15 protein-coding genes are annotated in these 15,380 nt (G+C 72.7%); 7 read left to right on the forward strand and 8 right to left on the reverse strand.

All coding sequences use genetic code 11. The annotated features are described in order from the left end of the window. Positions 1-264: 264 nt before the first annotated feature. Positions 265-756 (reverse strand): ATP-binding protein, encoded by a 492-nt coding sequence (locus tag ACLJPL_RS21630; RefSeq protein ID WP_411082524.1) that lies wholly within the window; start codon positions 754-756, stop codon positions 265-267. A gap of 213 nt (positions 757-969) precedes the next feature. Next, the gene (locus ACLJPL_RS21635) at positions 970-1,338 is read right to left on the reverse strand and encodes an STAS domain-containing protein (RefSeq protein WP_411082525.1); all 369 of its coding nucleotides are present in this window, start codon (positions 1,336-1,338) and stop codon (positions 970-972) included. Between the two features lie 284 nt (positions 1,339-1,622). Between ACLJPL_RS21635 and ACLJPL_RS21640 the strand changes: the two genes are divergently transcribed. After that, positions 1,623-2,639, forward strand: coding sequence for an RNA polymerase sigma factor SigF (locus ACLJPL_RS21640; RefSeq protein ID WP_411082526.1), 1,017 nt, complete (start codon positions 1,623-1,625; stop codon positions 2,637-2,639). A gap of 237 nt (positions 2,640-2,876) precedes the next feature. On the opposite strand, the gene hutI is transcribed toward ACLJPL_RS21640, so the two are convergent. The 4 genes from hutI to hutU all read right to left on the reverse strand — a co-directional run bounded on the left by hutI (position 2,877) and on the right by hutU (position 8,615). Next, positions 2,877-4,049, reverse strand: a complete 1,173-nt coding sequence (gene hutI, locus ACLJPL_RS21645; RefSeq protein WP_411082527.1) for an imidazolonepropionase — start codon at positions 4,047-4,049, stop codon at positions 2,877-2,879. A gap of 149 nt (positions 4,050-4,198) precedes the next feature. Then, positions 4,199-5,566, reverse strand: coding sequence for a formimidoylglutamate deiminase (locus ACLJPL_RS21650; protein ID WP_411082528.1), 1,368 nt, complete (start codon positions 5,564-5,566; stop codon positions 4,199-4,201). Then, positions 5,557-6,765 (reverse strand): allantoate amidohydrolase, encoded by a 1,209-nt coding sequence (locus ACLJPL_RS21655; protein ID WP_411082529.1) that lies wholly within the window; start codon positions 6,763-6,765, stop codon positions 5,557-5,559. The genes ACLJPL_RS21650 and ACLJPL_RS21655 overlap by 10 nt, the downstream gene beginning before the upstream one ends. Positions 6,766-6,956: 191 nt before the next feature. Beyond that, entirely contained in the window at positions 6,957-8,615 is a 1,659-nt protein-coding gene (gene hutU / locus ACLJPL_RS21660) for a urocanate hydratase (RefSeq protein ID WP_411082530.1), read from the reverse strand. 132 nt (positions 8,616-8,747) lie between these two features. Here hutU and ACLJPL_RS21665 point away from each other — a divergent pair, with 132 nt between their 5' ends. The 5 genes from ACLJPL_RS21665 (at position 8,748) to ACLJPL_RS21685 (ending at position 12,691) form a co-directional block, all read left to right on the forward strand. Continuing rightward, entirely contained in the window at positions 8,748-10,274 is a 1,527-nt protein-coding gene (locus ACLJPL_RS21665; RefSeq protein WP_411082531.1) for an APC family permease, read from the forward strand. A gap of 179 nt (positions 10,275-10,453) precedes the next feature. Then, the gene (locus ACLJPL_RS21670) at positions 10,454-10,867 is read left to right on the forward strand and encodes a hypothetical protein (protein WP_411082532.1); all 414 of its coding nucleotides are present in this window, start codon (positions 10,454-10,456) and stop codon (positions 10,865-10,867) included. After that, on the forward strand, positions 10,864-11,673 hold the full coding sequence (locus ACLJPL_RS21675; protein ID WP_411082533.1) for a helix-turn-helix domain-containing protein: 810 nt from the start codon (positions 10,864-10,866) through the stop codon (positions 11,671-11,673). Before ACLJPL_RS21670 ends, ACLJPL_RS21675 begins: the two co-directional genes overlap by 4 nt. Positions 11,674-11,711: 38 nt before the next feature. Next, positions 11,712-12,179: a roadblock/LC7 domain-containing protein gene (locus tag ACLJPL_RS21680; RefSeq protein WP_411082534.1), complete on the forward strand. Its 468-nt coding sequence runs from the start codon at positions 11,712-11,714 to the stop codon at positions 12,177-12,179. A gap of 137 nt (positions 12,180-12,316) precedes the next feature. Continuing rightward, positions 12,317-12,691: a hypothetical protein gene (locus ACLJPL_RS21685; protein WP_018515594.1), complete on the forward strand. Its 375-nt coding sequence runs from the start codon at positions 12,317-12,319 to the stop codon at positions 12,689-12,691. 19 nt (positions 12,692-12,710) lie between these two features. Here ACLJPL_RS21685 and ACLJPL_RS21690 read toward each other — a convergent pair whose 3' ends face one another. Together ACLJPL_RS21690 and ACLJPL_RS21695 are read right to left on the reverse strand one after the other, a co-directional pair. Continuing rightward, a complete protein-coding gene (locus ACLJPL_RS21690) occupies positions 12,711-13,250 on the reverse strand; it encodes a hypothetical protein (RefSeq protein ID WP_411082535.1) in 540 nt (179 codons plus the stop codon). A gap of 178 nt (positions 13,251-13,428) precedes the next feature. After that, positions 13,429-14,274: a MurR/RpiR family transcriptional regulator gene (locus ACLJPL_RS21695; protein ID WP_411082536.1), complete on the reverse strand. Its 846-nt coding sequence runs from the start codon at positions 14,272-14,274 to the stop codon at positions 13,429-13,431. Between the two features lie 277 nt (positions 14,275-14,551). Here ACLJPL_RS21695 and ACLJPL_RS21700 point away from each other — a divergent pair, with 277 nt between their 5' ends. After that, positions 14,552-15,001 (forward strand): hypothetical protein, encoded by a 450-nt coding sequence (locus ACLJPL_RS21700; RefSeq protein ID WP_411082537.1) that lies wholly within the window; start codon positions 14,552-14,554, stop codon positions 14,999-15,001. Positions 15,002-15,380: the final 379 nt, after the last annotated feature.

Here is a 15,380-nt window from a genome sequence, read left to right on the forward strand (position 1 = left end):
CGGCAGTCCGCCCGGCCCTCCGTGCGGTCGCGAGCCCGGCAGTCCGCGCAGTCGTCCGCGCGAGAGTTGTCCGCTTCTGGTTCGACACCTCGTGTTCCCCTCATGCGGGACGTCGCCGCGCGCCACCATCCGTACGGGCGCAGGTTACTGACGACACATCAGATTGGGCGCTCAAGGTACGCCCGGGGCCTGATGGAGGGAAGACAAAGAGCGCGCCGGATCGGCGCGCTCTTGCGGTGCGGGATGTCTCGGCGGGGCGAGGGGTCACGCGGGGGCGGCGAGCTCCGCCCAGACGGTCTTGCCCGGCGTCTCCGGCGTACGCTGCACGCCCCAGTCCATGCAGAGGCGCTGCACGATGAACATGCCGTGCCCGCCGGGGCGGCCGGCGCGGTGCGGTGTACGGGGAGCGGGCTGGCCGGCCCCCCGGTCGACGACCTCGACCCGCAGCGCCTTGGGCGTGCGGCCGATGCGCAGCTCCTCCGGCCCCTCCGCGTGCAGGCACGCGTTGGTCACGAGCTCCGAGACGACCAGCAGGACGTCCTCGGCCGCGGCACGGCGGTCCGCACTGGCCGCCGGGAGCCAGCCCCAGTCGTGCAGGGCCTGTCGGGCGAAATCCCGGGCCATCGGGACGATGCCGCTGGCCTGCCCGAGTGAGAGCGTGCGCCACTGCCGCTCGGCCGGGGCGGGCGAGGCTGCGCCCGCTTCGTCCGGCTCGCGACCGAGGTCGCCCGGCGGTTGCTGCCGGGTGGTGCTCATCAGCGCTTCACCTCACCGATTCGCCATGTCTCCATGTCGCCATCGAACAGATAGTGATCAGTTACCGAGTGTGCCGGACCCTTTCGGGATACCGACGGGGTGTCTCCTGCCCGGCCGCCTCGCGACGACACCCCCTTCGGGCCGTCGATCGCGTGACACAACAGACATCACAGCAGACATCAGGGATATCCGCAGTCGTGCGCCCGCGCCGGGTCAGGTGTCCAGAGCCTCTTGGAGGGAGGCGTGAACAGTGAAGACCGCCTCGGCGCCGGTGATCTCGAACACTCTAGCCACCACCGGCAGCATTCCGGCCAGATGAACCTCTCCCCCGGCCGCCTCCGCCTTGAGGCGGGCGCCGAGCAGCACGTTCAGCCCGGTGGAATCGCAGAACTCCAGGCGTGAGCAGTCGACCACCAGACGTGACCGCCCCTGTTCGACCGCGTTCTCCAGAGGAGCCCGCAGCAGATCAGCGGTGTGGTGATCAAGCTCACCCACCGGTGTCACGACCTCGCTGCGCCCCTCGGTCCGGGCCTCGACCTGAAGCCGACCTCGGTTCGCACTCCCGACCGTCCCGCGGTCCATGCCCGTTCCTCTTCGCCGTTCGTCACTGTGCGCGTCACTGCCTGTGCGGCTGATGCAGAACTGCCGCCGACGTGCTCGAAACAGTACGCGTTTCGTACGCCACGCGGTAGTCGAAGACCTCAACAAACCGGACATATAGCGTCAATTGGCGCTTGTAACTGCTGGCCGGAACCGGGTAAGGGTAGAGGGACACCCGAAACACGACCGGCTTTGGAGGCGCCGCTCCACCTCAGGAACACGTATGGGCATCGGCAGCCATATGCCGAGAACGATGGAGGAGAACCATGTCACCCCGGCTCGACGAAGCGCGTACCCCCAACGCGTCGTCGGCATGTCCTCAGGGACCGACCAATTCCGACTCCCCGGTCGCGAGCGCCGTCCCCGGCCCGCGCACCAGCACCGCCAGCTCCACCAGCACCACCGGTTTCACCAGCACTACCGGCACTTTCCGCTCCACCGGTGCCGCCGGCGCCACCACGGACTCTCCCGGCGAGGGACTTGAAGGACTGCCCGAGATCCCGCCCTACGCCGAGGTGGGGGCCCTGGACGCCAGGGCCCTGTCGAAGACGCTCTTCGAGCGGCTTGAGTGCCTGGAAGAGGGCACCCACGAGCACGCGTACGTCCGCAACACCCTCGTCGAGCTGAACCTCGCGCTCGTCAAGTTCGCCGCCTCCCGGTTCCGCTCGCGCAGTGAGCCGATGGAGGACATCGTCCAGGTCGGCACGATCGGCCTGATCAAGGCGATCGACCGGTTCGAGCTGAGCCGGGGCGTCGAGTTCCCGACGTTCGCGATGCCGACGATCGTCGGCGAGATCAAGCGGTTCTTCCGCGACACCAGCTGGTCCGTGCGCGTGCCGCGCCGGCTCCAGGAGCTCCGGCTCGACCTGGCCAAGGCGGGGGACGAGCTCTCCCAGCAGCTGGACCGCGCGCCCACCGTGGCGGAGCTGGCCGAGCGCCTCGGCATCACCCCGGACGAGGTCGTCGAGGGCATGTCCGCGAGCAACGCGTACACCGCGAGCTCGCTGGACGCCAAGCCCGAGGACGACGACAGCGAGGGCGCGCTCGCGGACCGTCTCGGCTACGAGGACCACGGGCTCGAAGGCATCGAGTACATGGAGTCCCTGAAGCCGCTGATCGCCGCACTGCCCTCGCGGGACCGCATGATCCTCTCGCTCCGCTTCGTCAGCAACATGACGCAGTCGGAGATCGGCGAGGAGCTGGGCATCTCGCAGATGCACGTGTCCCGGCTGCTCTCCCGAACGCTGATCAAGCTCCGCAAGGGGCTGACCCTGGAGGAATAGCCCGGCCGCCCGGCCGCTCTGTGACGGGCCGGCGCGCCGGACATGCGGAAGGACCCGCCCCCTGTACGTATCCGGGGCGGGTCCTTCCGCATGTCCGGGCTCCTGGGCTCCCGGGCTTCTGTGCTCCCGGGCTCCTGAGTTTCTGTGCTCTTGAGCTCCCGGGCTCCTGGGGCTCCTGGGGCTCCTGGGGCTCCTGGGGCTCCTGGGGCTCGTGGACGGTTGTCGGGCGCCCGGCGGCTACTCCACCCGCTCGCCGCCCCGCCAGACCGCGCTGACCAGCGGGACGCCCGGGCGGTAGGCGAGGTGGACGTGGCTCGGGGCGTCGAGGAGGACGAGGTCGGCGCGGGCTCCGGGGGTGATCCGGCCGATGTCGGTGCGGCGCAGGGCGGCCGCACCCCCCGCGGTGGCGGACCAGATCGCCTCGTCCGGGGTCATGCCCATGTCGCGTACGGCCAGCGCGACGCAGAACGGCATGGAGGACGTGAACGACGAGCCGGGGTTGCAGTCCGTGGAGAGCGCGACCGTGGCCCCCGCGTCCAGGAGCCGGCGGGCGTCGGGCCAGACGGCGCGGGTGGAGAACTCGGCCCCGGGGAGCAGCGTGGCGACCGTACGGCCCTGGGCGAGCGCGTCCACGTCCGCGTCGGTGAGGTGGGTGCAGTGGTCGGCGGAGGCTGCGTCGAGCTCCACCGCGAGCTGGACCCCGGGCCCGTACGTCAACTGGTTGGCGTGGATACGGGGGTGGAGCCCCTTGGCGCGGCCCGCCGTGAGGATGGCGCGGGCCTGGTCGCCGTCGAAGGCGCCCCGCTCGCAGAAGACGTCGATCCAGCGGGCGTGCGGGGCGCACGCCTCCAGCATCGGGCCGGTGACCAGGTCGACGTACCCGGCCGGGTCGTCGGCGTAGTCGGGGGAGACGACGTGGGCCCCGAGGAAGGTGACCTCGTCGGTGTGGCGGGAGGCGATGCGCAGGGCGCGGGCCTCGTCCTCGACGGTGAGGCCGTAGCCGGACTTGGTCTCGAAGGTGGTGGTGCCCTGGCGCAGGGCCTCGGCGAGGTAGCGGGCGACGTTGGCGGAGAGCTCGTCGTCGGACGCCTCGCGGGTGGCGGCGACGGTGGTGCGGATGCCGCCGGCGGTGTAGGGCTGCCCGGACATGCGGGCGTTGAACTCCTGGGTGCGGTCGCCCGCGAAGAGCAGGTGCGAGTGGGAGTCGACGAAGCCCGGGATCATGGCCCGGCCGGCCGCGTCGAGGACGTTGTCAGTGGCGGGTGCTTTGCTTGATTCACCGGTCCAGACGATGCGGTCGCCGTCGATGACGACGGCCGCGTCCTGGATCAGGCCCAGGGGGGTCCCGTTGCCGAGGGAGGGGTCATTGGTGACCAGGCTGGCGATGTGGGTGACGGCGGTGGTCGTCATCTGGAGAGTGTTCTCCTTGCGTTCCGGGAGGTCCGGTTCTGCGGGCGGGTTCCGGTCCGGGTCCGGGAGTTGCGGGATTCTCGCGCGTTCCGGGTCCGAGGGCGGGTCCGGAGGTTCCGGGGGTTCCGGGGGTTCCGGAGGGGATGCGGTCAGTGGTGCAGGGCGGCCACGGCTGCCGCGAGCGCTCCGGGCACGTCCTCGATCAGCGCGTGGCGGCCGTCGCGGACGATATGACGGCCTGCCACGACCGTGTGCCGCACATCAGCGGCGGAGGCGGCGAATACGGCGGTCTCCGCCGCCAGCCGGGGCACCGGCCCCGCCGTTCTGACGGAGTCCAGGGCGATGGTCGTCAGGTCGGCGGGAGCGCCCGGTTCCAGGACGCCCGCCTCGGGGCGGCCGAGTGCGGCGTGCCCGTCAGCGGAGGCCGCCCGCAGCAGGGCGGCGGCCGTCCAGTGGCCCCGGATGTGGGTGCGCAGCCGCTCGTTGAGCTCCATCGCGCGCGCCTCTTCGAAGAGGTCGATGACGGCGTGGCTGTCGCTGCCCAGCGAGAGCGGCGAGCCCGCCTTCTGGAGGGCGGCGGCGGGGCCGATGCCGTCCGCGAGGTCGCGTTCGGTGGTGGGGCACATGCAGGTGCCGGTGGTGGAGGAGCCGAGCAGCGCGATGTCCTCCTCCGTGAGATGCGTGTTGTGGATGCCGGTGGTGCGGGGGCCGAGCACTCCGTGGTCGGCCAGCAGCCGGGTGGGGGTGCGGCCGTGGGCGGCCAGGCAGGCGTCGTTCTCCGCCGTCTGTTCGGAGAGGTGGACGTGGAGCGGGGCCCCGCGCTCCTCGGCCCACCGCGCGACGGTGGCCAGTTGGTCCGCCGGGACCGCGCGCACGGAGTGGATGGCCGCGCCGATCAGGGTGTGGTCGTCGCCCTTGAGGAGGGAGGCGCGCTCGGCCCAGGCGTCGGCGGTGGTGTCGCAGAAGCGGAGCTGGTGCCGGTTGGGCTTCTCGCCGAAGCCGGCGGCGAGGTAGGCGGTGTCCAGCAGGGTGATCCGGATGCCGGCCTCGGCGGCGGCCGCGATCAGGGCCTCGCCCATGGCGTTGGGGTTGTCATAGGGCGTGCCGCCGGGCGCGTGGTGCAGATAGTGGAATTCGCCCACGGAGGTGATGCCGGCCAGGGCCATTTCGGCGTACGTGGCGCGGGCCAGGTCGAAGTAGCTGTCGGGGGTGAGCCGCGAGGCCGTGCGGTACATCAGCTCGCGCCAGGTCCAGAAGGTGCCGGACCCCACCTGGACGGTGGCGCGCAGGGCCCGGTGGAAGGCGTGCGAGTGGGCGTTGGCGAGGCCGGGGAGGGTCAGGCCGCGCAGGACCGTGGCTCCGGGCGGGGGCGTCTCGACCCCGGTCCTGATCCCGGCGATGCGGCCGCCCGCGATGTCGAGGGTGACGTCGGGCTCGACGTGGCTGCCGAGCCAGGCGTGGTCCATCCAGTACGTCGCGGTGACGGGGCCGCCCGCCGCCCGGGTTGTCAGCTGCACGCGAGACCTTCCAGTACGTCGGCGAGCGCGGTCACCCCGGCCGTGCAGTCGTCCTCGGCGGCGTGCTCGGCCGGTGAGTGCGAGATGCCGGTGGGGTTCCGTACGAAGAGCATGGCGGTGGGCGCCGAGGCGGACAAAATACCCGCATCATGGCCCGCGCCGGTGCCGAGGACGGGCACGGGCCGTCCCGTGTCGCCGGTCCCCGCCAGGATCTTGGCGAGCTCGTCGCGCAGGGCGTGCTCAAACTCGACCACGGGCGTGAACGACTCCCGTACGACGTCGAGGTCGATCCCGGCCCGCTCGGCGTACTCCCGGGCGGCGCGCTCGATCCCGGTGACGACGGCGTCCAGGGTGGCCTGGTCGGCGGCGCGGGAGTCGAGCCAGCCACGGACCAGGGAGGGGATGGCGTTGACCCCGTTGGGCTCGACCGCGATCTTGCCGAAGGTGGCGAGCGCGCCGGTGAGTTCGGCCTCGCGGCGGGCGGCGAGCACGGTCTCGGCGTACGTGAGCATCGGGTCGCGGCGGTCGGCCAGGCGGGTGGTGCCCGCGTGGTTGGCCTCGCCCCGGAAGTCGAACCGCCAGCGGCCGTGCGGCCAGATGGCGGAGGCGATGCCCACGGGGTCGCCGGTCAGGTCGAGGGCGCGGCCCTGCTCGACGTGGAGTTCGACGAACGCGCCGATCCGGGCGAGCCGTTCCGGGTCGGGGCCGATGGCCTCGGGGTCGTATCCGGCGGACTCCATGGCGGCGGGCAGGGTGATCCCGTCCGCGTCCCTCAGCCGGTGGGCGTCGGCGACGGTGAGCTGTCCGGCGGCGAGCCGGGACCCGACGCAGGCGAGACCGAAGCGGGCGCCCTCCTCGTCGCCGAAGTTGGTGATGGCGAGGGGGCGGGTGAACGCCGCGCCCCGGGAGCGCAGTTCGTCGAGCGCGGCGAAGGAGGAGACCACGCCCAGCGGCCCGTCGAAGGCCCCGCCGTCCGGTACGGAGTCCAGGTGCGAGCCGGTGACGACGGCGTCGCCGGCCAGGGGGTCGCCCAGCCAGGCCCACTGGTTGCCGTTGCGGTCGGTCTCATAGGTGAGCCCGCGCGCCTCGGCCTGCGCACGGAACCAGGCCCGGCACTCCAGGTCCGCCGCCGACCAGGCGTAACGCCGGTAGCCGCCACTGCCGGGGTGACGCCCGATGGGTGCCAGCTCACGCCACATGGCGAGGAAGGAGTCACCCGCGCGCCCCTGCCGCCCCGTGTCGGAAGGGGTGGCGGATGCGCCCGGGGAGACGGGAGGAGCAGCCGATGCGCCCGGGAGGACGGAAGGAGGAGCCGGTGCGCCCGGGGAGACGGGAGGGGTGGCCGATGCGCCCGGGGAGACGGGAGGGGTGGCCGGTGTGCCCGGGGGCATCAGTTGCCCTCCGCCATCGGGACGCGTACGCCCTTGTCCGTGGCGACCGACTCCGCGATGTCGTAGCCGGCGTCGACGTGCCGGATGACGCCCATGCCGGGGTCGTTCGTCAGGACGCGGCGGATCTTCTCGCCCGCGAGCTTCGTGCCGTCCGCGACGGTGACCTGGCCCGCGTGGATGGAGCGGCCCATGCCGACGCCGCCGCCGTGGTGGAGGGAGACCCAGGAGGCGCCGGAGGCGACGTTGACCATGGCGTTCAGGAGCGGCCAGTCCGCGATGGCGTCGGAGCCGTCGAGCATGGCCTCGGTCTCGCGGTACGGGGAGGCGACCGAGCCGCAGTCGAGGTGGTCGCGGCCGATGGCCAGCGGGGCAGCCAGTTCGCCGCTCGCGACCATGTCGTTGAAGCGTTCGCCTGCCTTGTCGCGCTCGCCGTAGCCGAGCCAGCAGATACGGGCGGGGAGGCCCTGGAAGTGGACGCGCTCGCCGGCCATCGTGATCCAGCGGTGCAGGGACTCGTTCTCCGGGAAGAGCTCCAGCATCGCCTTGTCGGTCTTGTGGATGTCGGACGCCTCCCCCGACAGCGCCGCCCAGCGGAAGGGGCCCTTGCCCTCGCAGAAGAGGGGGCGGATGTAGGCGGGGACGAAGCCGGGGAAGTCGAAGGCGCGGTCGTACCCGGCGAGCTGGGCCTCACCGCGGATGGAGTTGCCGTAGTCGAAGACCTCGGCCCCGGCGTCCATGAAGCCGACCATGGCCTCCACGTGGCGGGCCATCGACTCGCGGGCGCGCTGGGTGAAGTCGGCGGGCTTCTCGGCGGCGAGGCCGGCCATGTCGTCGAAGTCGACGCCGAGCGGGAGGTAGGCCAGCGGGTCGTGGGCGCTGGTCTGGTCGGTGACGATGTCGATGGGCGCGCCCTCGGCGAGCATCCGGGGCAGCAGCTCCGCCGCGTTTCCGAGGAGGCCGATGGAGAGCGGGCGGCGGGCGTCGCGGGCCTCGACGGCGAGCTGGAGGGCGTGCTCCAGGTTGTCCGCCTTGACGTCCAGGAAGCGGTGCTCGATGCGGCGCTCGATGGCGCGCGGGTCGCAGTCGATACAGATCGCGACGCCGTCGTTCATGGTGACGGCGAGCGGCTGGGCACCGCCCATGCCGCCGAGCCCGGCGGTCAGCGTGATCGTCCCGGCCAGCGTGCCGCCGAACTTCTTCGCGGCGACGGCGGCGAAGGTCTCGTAGGTGCCCTGGAGGATGCCCTGGGTGCCGATGTAGATCCAGGATCCGGCGGTCATCTGGCCGTACATGGTGAGCCCCAGCGCCTCCAGGCGGCGGAACTCCTCCCAGTTGGCCCAGTCCCCGACCAGGTTCGAGTTGGCGATCAGGACACGCGGCGCCCACTCGTGGGTCTGCATGACGCCGACCGGCCGCCCCGACTGGACGAGCATCGTCTCGTCCTGCTTGAGCGTCTCCAGTGTGCGGACCATCGCGTCGAACGAGCGCCAGTCGCGGGCCGCCTTCCCCGTGCCGCCGTAGACGACGAGCTTGTCGGGGTGCTCGGCGACCTCGGGGTCCAGGTTGTTCTGGAGCATGCGCAGGGCGGCTTCCTGCTGCCATCCCAGGGTGCTGAGCGCGGTGCCGCGCGGCGCGCGTACGGGGCGGGGTCCTGACATGGCGGTGCCTCCTCGGGACGGTGAAAATCTATTCACATCCTGATGCGCTGAATAGTCGTAGTCAACAGGTGCGGTTCGCGCCGCGCCCGGGAAGAGGTTCTCCCTGACGACCCGAGGGCCCCGGAGGAACCGATGAGCACTCCCGCCACACCCCCGCCCCCCACCGGCGAAGGCCCTGGAGAGCCCGGCGGCCCCGGAGGCACCGGTGGCCCAGACGGCCCCGGAGAGCCCGGCGGCACAGGAGAGCCCAGAGACCCCGGCAGCACCGGCGGCACCGGCGGCCCAGGACACCCCGGCGGCACCGGCGGCACCGGCGACCCCGGCGGATCTCCACCGCTCAAGCGGGCCCTCGGTCCCAAGCTGCTGATCCTCTTCGTCGTCGGCGACATCCTCGGCACCGGCATCTACGCCACCACCGGCGACGTGGCGGGCAAGGTGGGCGGCGCGCTCTGGCTGCCGTTCGCGATCGGGTTCGTCGTGGCGCTGCTGACGGCGGCCTCGTACGTGGAGCTCGTCGGCAAGTACCCGAAGGCGGCCGGGGCCGCGCTCTACACCCAGAAGGCGTTCAAGGTCCCCTTCCTCACCTTCGTCATCGCCTTCATGGTGATGTGCTCCGGGCTCTCCTCGGCGAGCGCGGCGGCCCGCGCGTTCAGCGGCGACTACCTGGGGGAATTCACCGACGCGGTGCCGCCGACCCTCATCGCGATCCTGTTCATCCTGGCGCTGGCCGCGATCAACCTGCGCGGGGTCGCCGAGTCGGTGAAGACGAACGTCGTGCTGACCCTGGTCGAGGTGAGCGGGCTCGCGGTGATCCTGGCGATCGGCGCGTACGCGGTGTTCAGCGGCGGCGGAGAGCCCTCCCGGCTGACTCAGATCGAGACCGGCGGCACCGGATACGCCCTGCTCACCGGCGTGCTCGGCGCCACCGCGCTCGGATTCTTCGCCTTCGTCGGCTTCGAGGACTCGGTGAACATGGCCGAGGAGACCAAGGACCCCGCCCGCAACTTCCCCCGCGCCATCTTCATCGGCGTGGCCGTCACCGGCACCATCTACATCCTGGTCGCCCTGGTCTCCTCGCTCCTGGTCGACTCCCGCACCCTGGCGGGTTCCAGCGGCCCGCTGCTGGAAGTGGTGAAGGCGGGCGGCGTCGATTTTCCGCCGAAACTCTTCGCGCTGATCGCCCTGTTCGCCGTCACCAACTCGGCGCTGATCAACCTCATGATGGCCTCGCGGCTCTGCTACGGCATGGCCAACGAACGCATCCTGCCGCCCGGCATGGGCAAGGTGCTGGCGGGCCGGCGCACCCCCTGGGTCGGCATCGTCTTCGTCACCGTCCTGGCGATCGGCCTGGTCTCCACCGGGGAGATCGAGGGGCTCGGCGACACCACCTCCTTCCTGCTGCTCTGCGTCTTCGGCGTGGTCAACATCGCCGTACTGGTGCTGCGCAAGGACCGGGTGGCGCACCGGCACTTCCGTACGCCGACCGCCCTCCCCGTGCTCGGCGCGATCACCTCGCTGATCCTGGCGAGCCCGCTCGCCGACCGGGGCTCCGACGTGTACGTACGGGCCGGAATCCTGCTGGTCATCGGCATCGGGCTGTGGGCGCTGAACAAGGCGGTGATGACGGCTCGGGAGAAGTCCCGCGCCCCCGCCGCCTGAACCGGCCCCACCCGCCTCCGACCGGGCGTCACCCGGCGTCCCGGCCACCGCATTTCGGCCGCTCCTTTACACCCCCGGCCGCATGTACCAAAGGAAAATGCCAGAACCTCCACCCGCCGTGTGCACGTTGCGTAGCCTCGGTGTCACAGCCGTACGCCGCGTCGGGAAGGGGAATCCGCGTGCCCGGAATCGACGAGTGCCTGCTCGAAGTCATGAGGCTGCCCGGCGCCCGGGGCGCCTCGGTGGTCGACTGGACGAGCGGCCTCGCACTCGGCACCATCGGTGAATCGCCCAACGGCGACCACGAGGCGACGGCGGCCGAGACGGCGGAGGTCGCCCGGATGACCGCCGAACAGCCCGCATTCGCCCACCTCGGCGCAGGGGGCGGAACCGAACGCTCCGAGGGAGCGCCGAGCACCCCCGTCGAGGACGTCATCGTCACCACACAAGACGGTTACCACATGCTCCGCTTCGTCGAGACGGCTTTCGACAGCAGCGTCTTCCTGCACCTGTGGCTGAGCCGCTCCGACGGCAACCTCGCACTGGCCCGGCTGCGCCTGGGCGAGCTGGCCGAGCGGCTGGTGCTGGCATGAGCGCGATAGCCGCCGACCCCGGCACCCAGGAGAGCGACCGGCTGCCGGTCCTCTCCCCGATGCTCCAGCGGCTCGCCGCCGAGCGGGCCACCGGCGCCCTGATGCGCGACCGCGGCACCCTCTACCTCGCCGAGGGTCAGGTGGTGCACGCCGAGAGCCCCGCCACCCCCGGCATCGACGTGCTCCTCACCACCGGCGGCACGCTGCGCCACGAGGGCTGGTGGGACGCGGTGGCCCAGGCCGGGGCCGGGCAGCGGGTCGGCCGCTATCTCGTGGACAGCGGCCATGTGCCGGGCGGCGCACTGGAGTTGTGCCACCTGGGCGCGCTGTACGACGCCGCGTTCTTCGCCCTCGCCCCGACCGGCACGCCCGCCCGCTTCCGTTACGGGGTGTCCCACTGGATCGGCCCGGTGCGGCCGGTCCCGGTGGCCGCCGTCCAGCGCGAGACGCTGCGCAGACGGGAGCTGCTGGACCGGATCTGGCCCGACGCGGCCTGCGACAGCGCCCCCGTGGTCCGGGCGGCGGCGCACACCGCCGAGGGCCCCGTGCCCGCCCGCCAGCGCGCGGTCCTGGAACTGGCGGACGGTGTGCGCACGGCCTCGGACATCGCCCAGGCACTGGGCCGTTCGGCCTTCCACATCCTGGTCGACCTGCGGCGGCTCGCCGCGGCCGGCCTGGTGGAGGCGGTCCGCGCGCAGCCGCTGCCCGCCTCCGCCGCACCCGGCCGGATCACACTCCCCGAGGTGACGGCCGACCCCGATATCGCCCTGCTGCGCCGGCTCCGAGACGCATTGGAGGCCCTGTGATACGCGCGCTCAGACAGCGTGCCGGGAGGAGACAGCTGATGGTTCCCGAGGCCGAGACGCGCGGTGTCCTCGACGAGCTCCAGCGGTTACGAGCCCGGGTCCCGCTGCTCGCCGGGGCGCTGGCCGCCTCCACGGACGGCCTGGTCCTGGCCCACGACACCCCGGGCATCGAGGCGGAAGGCGTCGCCGCCCTCACCGCCGCCGCACTCGGCGTCTCGATCCGCATGACGGAGGCCACCGGCCGCGGCGGCTTCCGCGAGCTCCTGGTCCGCGGCGAGAGCGGCTACATCGCGACGTACGCCGCAGGCTCCTCCGCCGTCCTGACCCTGCTGGCCGAGGACCGCATCAACGTCGGCCGGCTCCACCTGGAGGGCCGCCGCGCGGGCGCACGGATCGGCGAACTCGTCGACACCGCCCTGGAACGCGCCGAGCGCACGCCCCCCATGCCCCGCGCCGCCCCGGCGCGCGGCGCCCCGAACCGCGCCCTGCCGCAGCGCCCCACGTAGCGGCCCGCCCCCACCCGTACCGCCCGCCACACCCCCCGGGGCTCACGCCGGCGCACGGAACCCCACGCACAGACCACACCACGCAGACGGAAACGGACCCGGTCACCGCGACCGGCCACGGAAAGGAACGAGCCTCCATGGCGAACACCGAAGCGTCACTGAAGGAAGCGATGAGCTCGATCGAGGGCACCACGGGTGTCGCCCTCGTCGACTACACGAGCGGGATGGCCCTGGGCACGCTCGGCGGCGGCAAGGACTTCAACCTGGAGGTCGCCGCCGCCGGCAACACCGATGTGATCCGCGCCAAGCTCCGCACCATGGAGCACCTGGGCATCAAGGAGGAGATCGAGGACATCCTCATCACCCTGGGCACCCAGTACCACCTGATCCGGCTGCTCAAGACCCGCGGCAGCAACGGCCTCTTCCTCTACCTGGTGCTGGACGCGAGCCGCGCGAACCTGGCGATGGCCCGCCACCAGCTGAAGAAGATCGAGGCCGAGCTGGAAGTCTGAGCCGGGAAGAGGTTTCCCCTCACCGGCGGCGACGCCGCGCCCCGCCCGGCGCGGCGTCCCCCGCCTCCGGTCCGGTCGTCCGGTGCCCCCGCACCCCCTTGCCGACCGGGCTGCCGTGCCGGGCCCAGTCGGTGCGCACCCAGTACAGGACGTCGTCCCGGTGCTCCCGCTGCCCGATCCGCACGGCCTTCGCCCACAGGCCGGCCCCCGCGCCCGCGATCGCCAGCCCGCCGGCCCCCGGCAGCGCGAACGAGGAGGCCACCGCCACCACGAACGCCCCCAGCAGCCACCACCGACGCCCGCGCCGCCACACCCGTACGGTCACGGCCCGGTCCTGGAGGAAGTCGCCGCGCCCCGCACGGGACGCGCCCCGCGCCAGCTCCGCGTACCGCCCGCCGCGCGCCAGGACCACGACGGCCGCGACGACGATGAACAGCGCCGCCCCGGCGAGCAGCCCGATCCGGCGCCCGGTCAGCCCCGGCACGAACGCTCCCGCGACGGCCGCCACCAGCCCGGACCACCACAGCGGGGCCGCCCCCGCCCGTACGATCACGGCCACTCTCGCCAGCGACTGTCCTCCGTGCCCCACGTCCGTACCCCTCTCGTCCACGCCCGCTCAGCCGGCCCTGTGCCGGCGCGACTGCCGCGCCGGTCGTTCTGGGCGCGGAGGATAGCGGCCGTGGATGAGGAGCGCGTGAGAACGGGGAAATCAGTGCCCCGCGCGGACCGGCGGCCCCTCACTCCACGAACAGACCCCGCGCCGCCGCCCGTACGTCGAACTCCTCCAGCCGCGCCTGGGCGTCGGGGAGTTCGTCGCACATCGCCTCCAGCAGCACCCGCCCCAGCAGCATCGGCGCGCAGACGGTGTCGAAGGAGAGGCCGGAGCCGATGGCCGCCGGGAGCAGCAGGTCGCTGTGCTTGGCGACCGGCGCGAAGGCGGAGTCCGCGACCGTCACGACGGCGAGCCCCTGCTCCCCCGCGTACGCCAGCGCCTCCACGCACTCCCTGGGGTGGCGCGGCAGCGCGAAGCACATCAGGGCGGTGGCCCCGGCCCGGCGGGCGGAGTCGATCCGGTCCAGCAGCATGGAGCCGCCCTCGTCGAGCACCCGGACGTCGGGGTGCACCTTGGCGGCGAAGTAGCCGAACCCGCGCGCCTGCGAGGAGGCCGCCCGCAGCCCCAGCACGGGCAGCGGCCGGGACGCGGCCAGCAGCCGTCCCGCCCGCTCCACGGGGGCGGGGTCGGCGAGCAGATCGCTGAGGTGCTGGAGGTTCTCGATCTCGGCGCGGACGGCCTGCTGGTACTCGTTGTACGTCTCCCCCGCCTCCTCCTGCTCCGCCTCGGCGGGCGCGACCTCGCGCAGGTGGCGGCGGAGCGCCGGGTAGCCGTCGAAGCCGAGCGCGACGGCGAAGCGGGTGACGGAGGGCTGGCTGACCCCGGCCAGCTCGGCCAGCTCGACGCTGGAGAGGAACGGCGCGTCGGCCGCCCGGCGGACCATGCAGTGCGCGATGCGCCGCTGGGTGGGCGTGAGCCGGTGCCCCTCGAAGAGCCGCTGCAACCGCGCGGCGGGGCTGCTCCCACTCATGCTGTCCCCTTGCTGGATCCGTCGTGCCCACGGTCGGCGCGGGCTCCCGCGCCGACAGATCCATTCAGCCAGTAAGGCACCTGCATGTCCATATGCAGCGGCTGGGCCGTGTTCGCACGGGGGCCCGTCCGGGCCCGTGCGCGGCGGCTCGACCGGGCCCGTGCGCTGCGGCTCGACCGGGCCCGTGCGCTGCGGCTCGGCGTGGGGCTGCCCGCCCGGGAAAGACGGGGGGTAGCCCCCGTGCTCCGGTCCGCCGCCGCTCGTAACGTAAACGGGCATGGAAGCCCGCGACCCTGAGATCGAGAAGGAGCTCGCCGCCACGCTCCACGCACGCCGCGAGCTGGGACCCGATTACGAGACGGCGCTCGTCGACTCGTTCCTGGAGAAAGTCGAGCAGCGCCTCGACGCCACCACGGACCGCCGGGTGCGGCGTCATCTCGCCGAGCAGCAGGTGGCGGCCGCGCGGAACCCCCGGTCCGCGAGATCGCCGTCCGCGCCGGGGACCTCGTCCGGGTTCGGGGAGCGGTTCGGCTTCGGGGTCGTCTCGCTCGTCCTGGCCATCCCGCTCTCCGCGATCGGGGCGGGCAACGCGGGCATCGGGGGGCTGGTGGTGGCCTGGCTGGGGATCGTCGGCGTGAACGCGGTCCACGCGTCCCGCAACGGAGGGCTGTTCCGGCAGCGGGAGCGGGAGCCGGAGCGGAGCACGGTCTCCGACTGGCAGGACTGAGCACCGCCTCCCCGAGGCCCGCCCGGGAACGACCGCGCGGCCGGACCCTCCGAGGGGTCCGGCCGCGCGTTCACGTATGTCGCGGGGGCCGCCGCACCCCCGGTGGCCCGGGGGGCGGGACGACGGCGGTCCCCGCGAAGGACGGGGTCCGGGTCAGGGCCGGGTGCCCGCGTCCGGGCGACGGTGGAGGTCCGGGAGCCGCTCCGTAGTCCGGTGTCGCCGTTCTGGGTGCCGGCGGGTTTCCCTGCCGACACCCACCAATGTGCCGGAGCCGTGTTAAGCGGGTGCTGCGCGGACGTGACGCGCTCGTACCGTTTTCGCGAAGCCGCGACTTTCCGCCATCCGCTCTCCGCTCCCCGCTCTCGCGAGTCCCGCGAGC

Source organism: Streptomyces sp. cmx-18-6 (assembly GCF_046548915.1).
Lineage (GTDB): Bacteria > Actinomycetota > Actinomycetes > Streptomycetales > Streptomycetaceae > Streptomyces.

What these genes read in the sequence shown, in the direction of transcription:
- ACLJPL_RS21655 (WP_411082529.1), bottom strand. Translation starts at nt 6,765, where the DNA reads ATGTGGCGTGAGCTGGCACCCATCGGGCGTCACCCCGGCAGTGGCGGC.
- ACLJPL_RS21630 (WP_411082524.1), bottom strand. Translation starts at nt 756, where the DNA reads ATGAGCACCACCCGGCAGCAACCGCCGGGCGACCTCGGTCGCGAGCCG.
- ACLJPL_RS21675 (WP_411082533.1), top strand. Translation starts at nt 10,864, where the DNA reads ATGAGCGCGATAGCCGCCGACCCCGGCACCCAGGAGAGCGACCGGCTG.
- ACLJPL_RS21680 (WP_411082534.1), top strand. Translation starts at nt 11,712, where the DNA reads ATGGTTCCCGAGGCCGAGACGCGCGGTGTCCTCGACGAGCTCCAGCGG.
- hutU (WP_411082530.1), bottom strand. Translation starts at nt 8,615, where the DNA reads ATGTCAGGACCCCGCCCCGTACGCGCGCCGCGCGGCACCGCGCTCAGC.
- ACLJPL_RS21635 (WP_411082525.1), bottom strand. Translation starts at nt 1,338, where the DNA reads ATGGACCGCGGGACGGTCGGGAGTGCGAACCGAGGTCGGCTTCAGGTC.
- hutI (WP_411082527.1), bottom strand. Translation starts at nt 4,049, where the DNA reads ATGACGACCACCGCCGTCACCCACATCGCCAGCCTGGTCACCAATGAC.
- ACLJPL_RS21665 (WP_411082531.1), top strand. Translation starts at nt 8,748, where the DNA reads ATGAGCACTCCCGCCACACCCCCGCCCCCCACCGGCGAAGGCCCTGGA.
- ACLJPL_RS21640 (WP_411082526.1), top strand. Translation starts at nt 1,623, where the DNA reads ATGTCACCCCGGCTCGACGAAGCGCGTACCCCCAACGCGTCGTCGGCA.
- ACLJPL_RS21700 (WP_411082537.1), top strand. Translation starts at nt 14,552, where the DNA reads ATGGAAGCCCGCGACCCTGAGATCGAGAAGGAGCTCGCCGCCACGCTC.
- ACLJPL_RS21685 (WP_018515594.1), top strand. Translation starts at nt 12,317, where the DNA reads ATGGCGAACACCGAAGCGTCACTGAAGGAAGCGATGAGCTCGATCGAG.
- ACLJPL_RS21695 (WP_411082536.1), bottom strand. Translation starts at nt 14,274, where the DNA reads ATGAGTGGGAGCAGCCCCGCCGCGCGGTTGCAGCGGCTCTTCGAGGGG.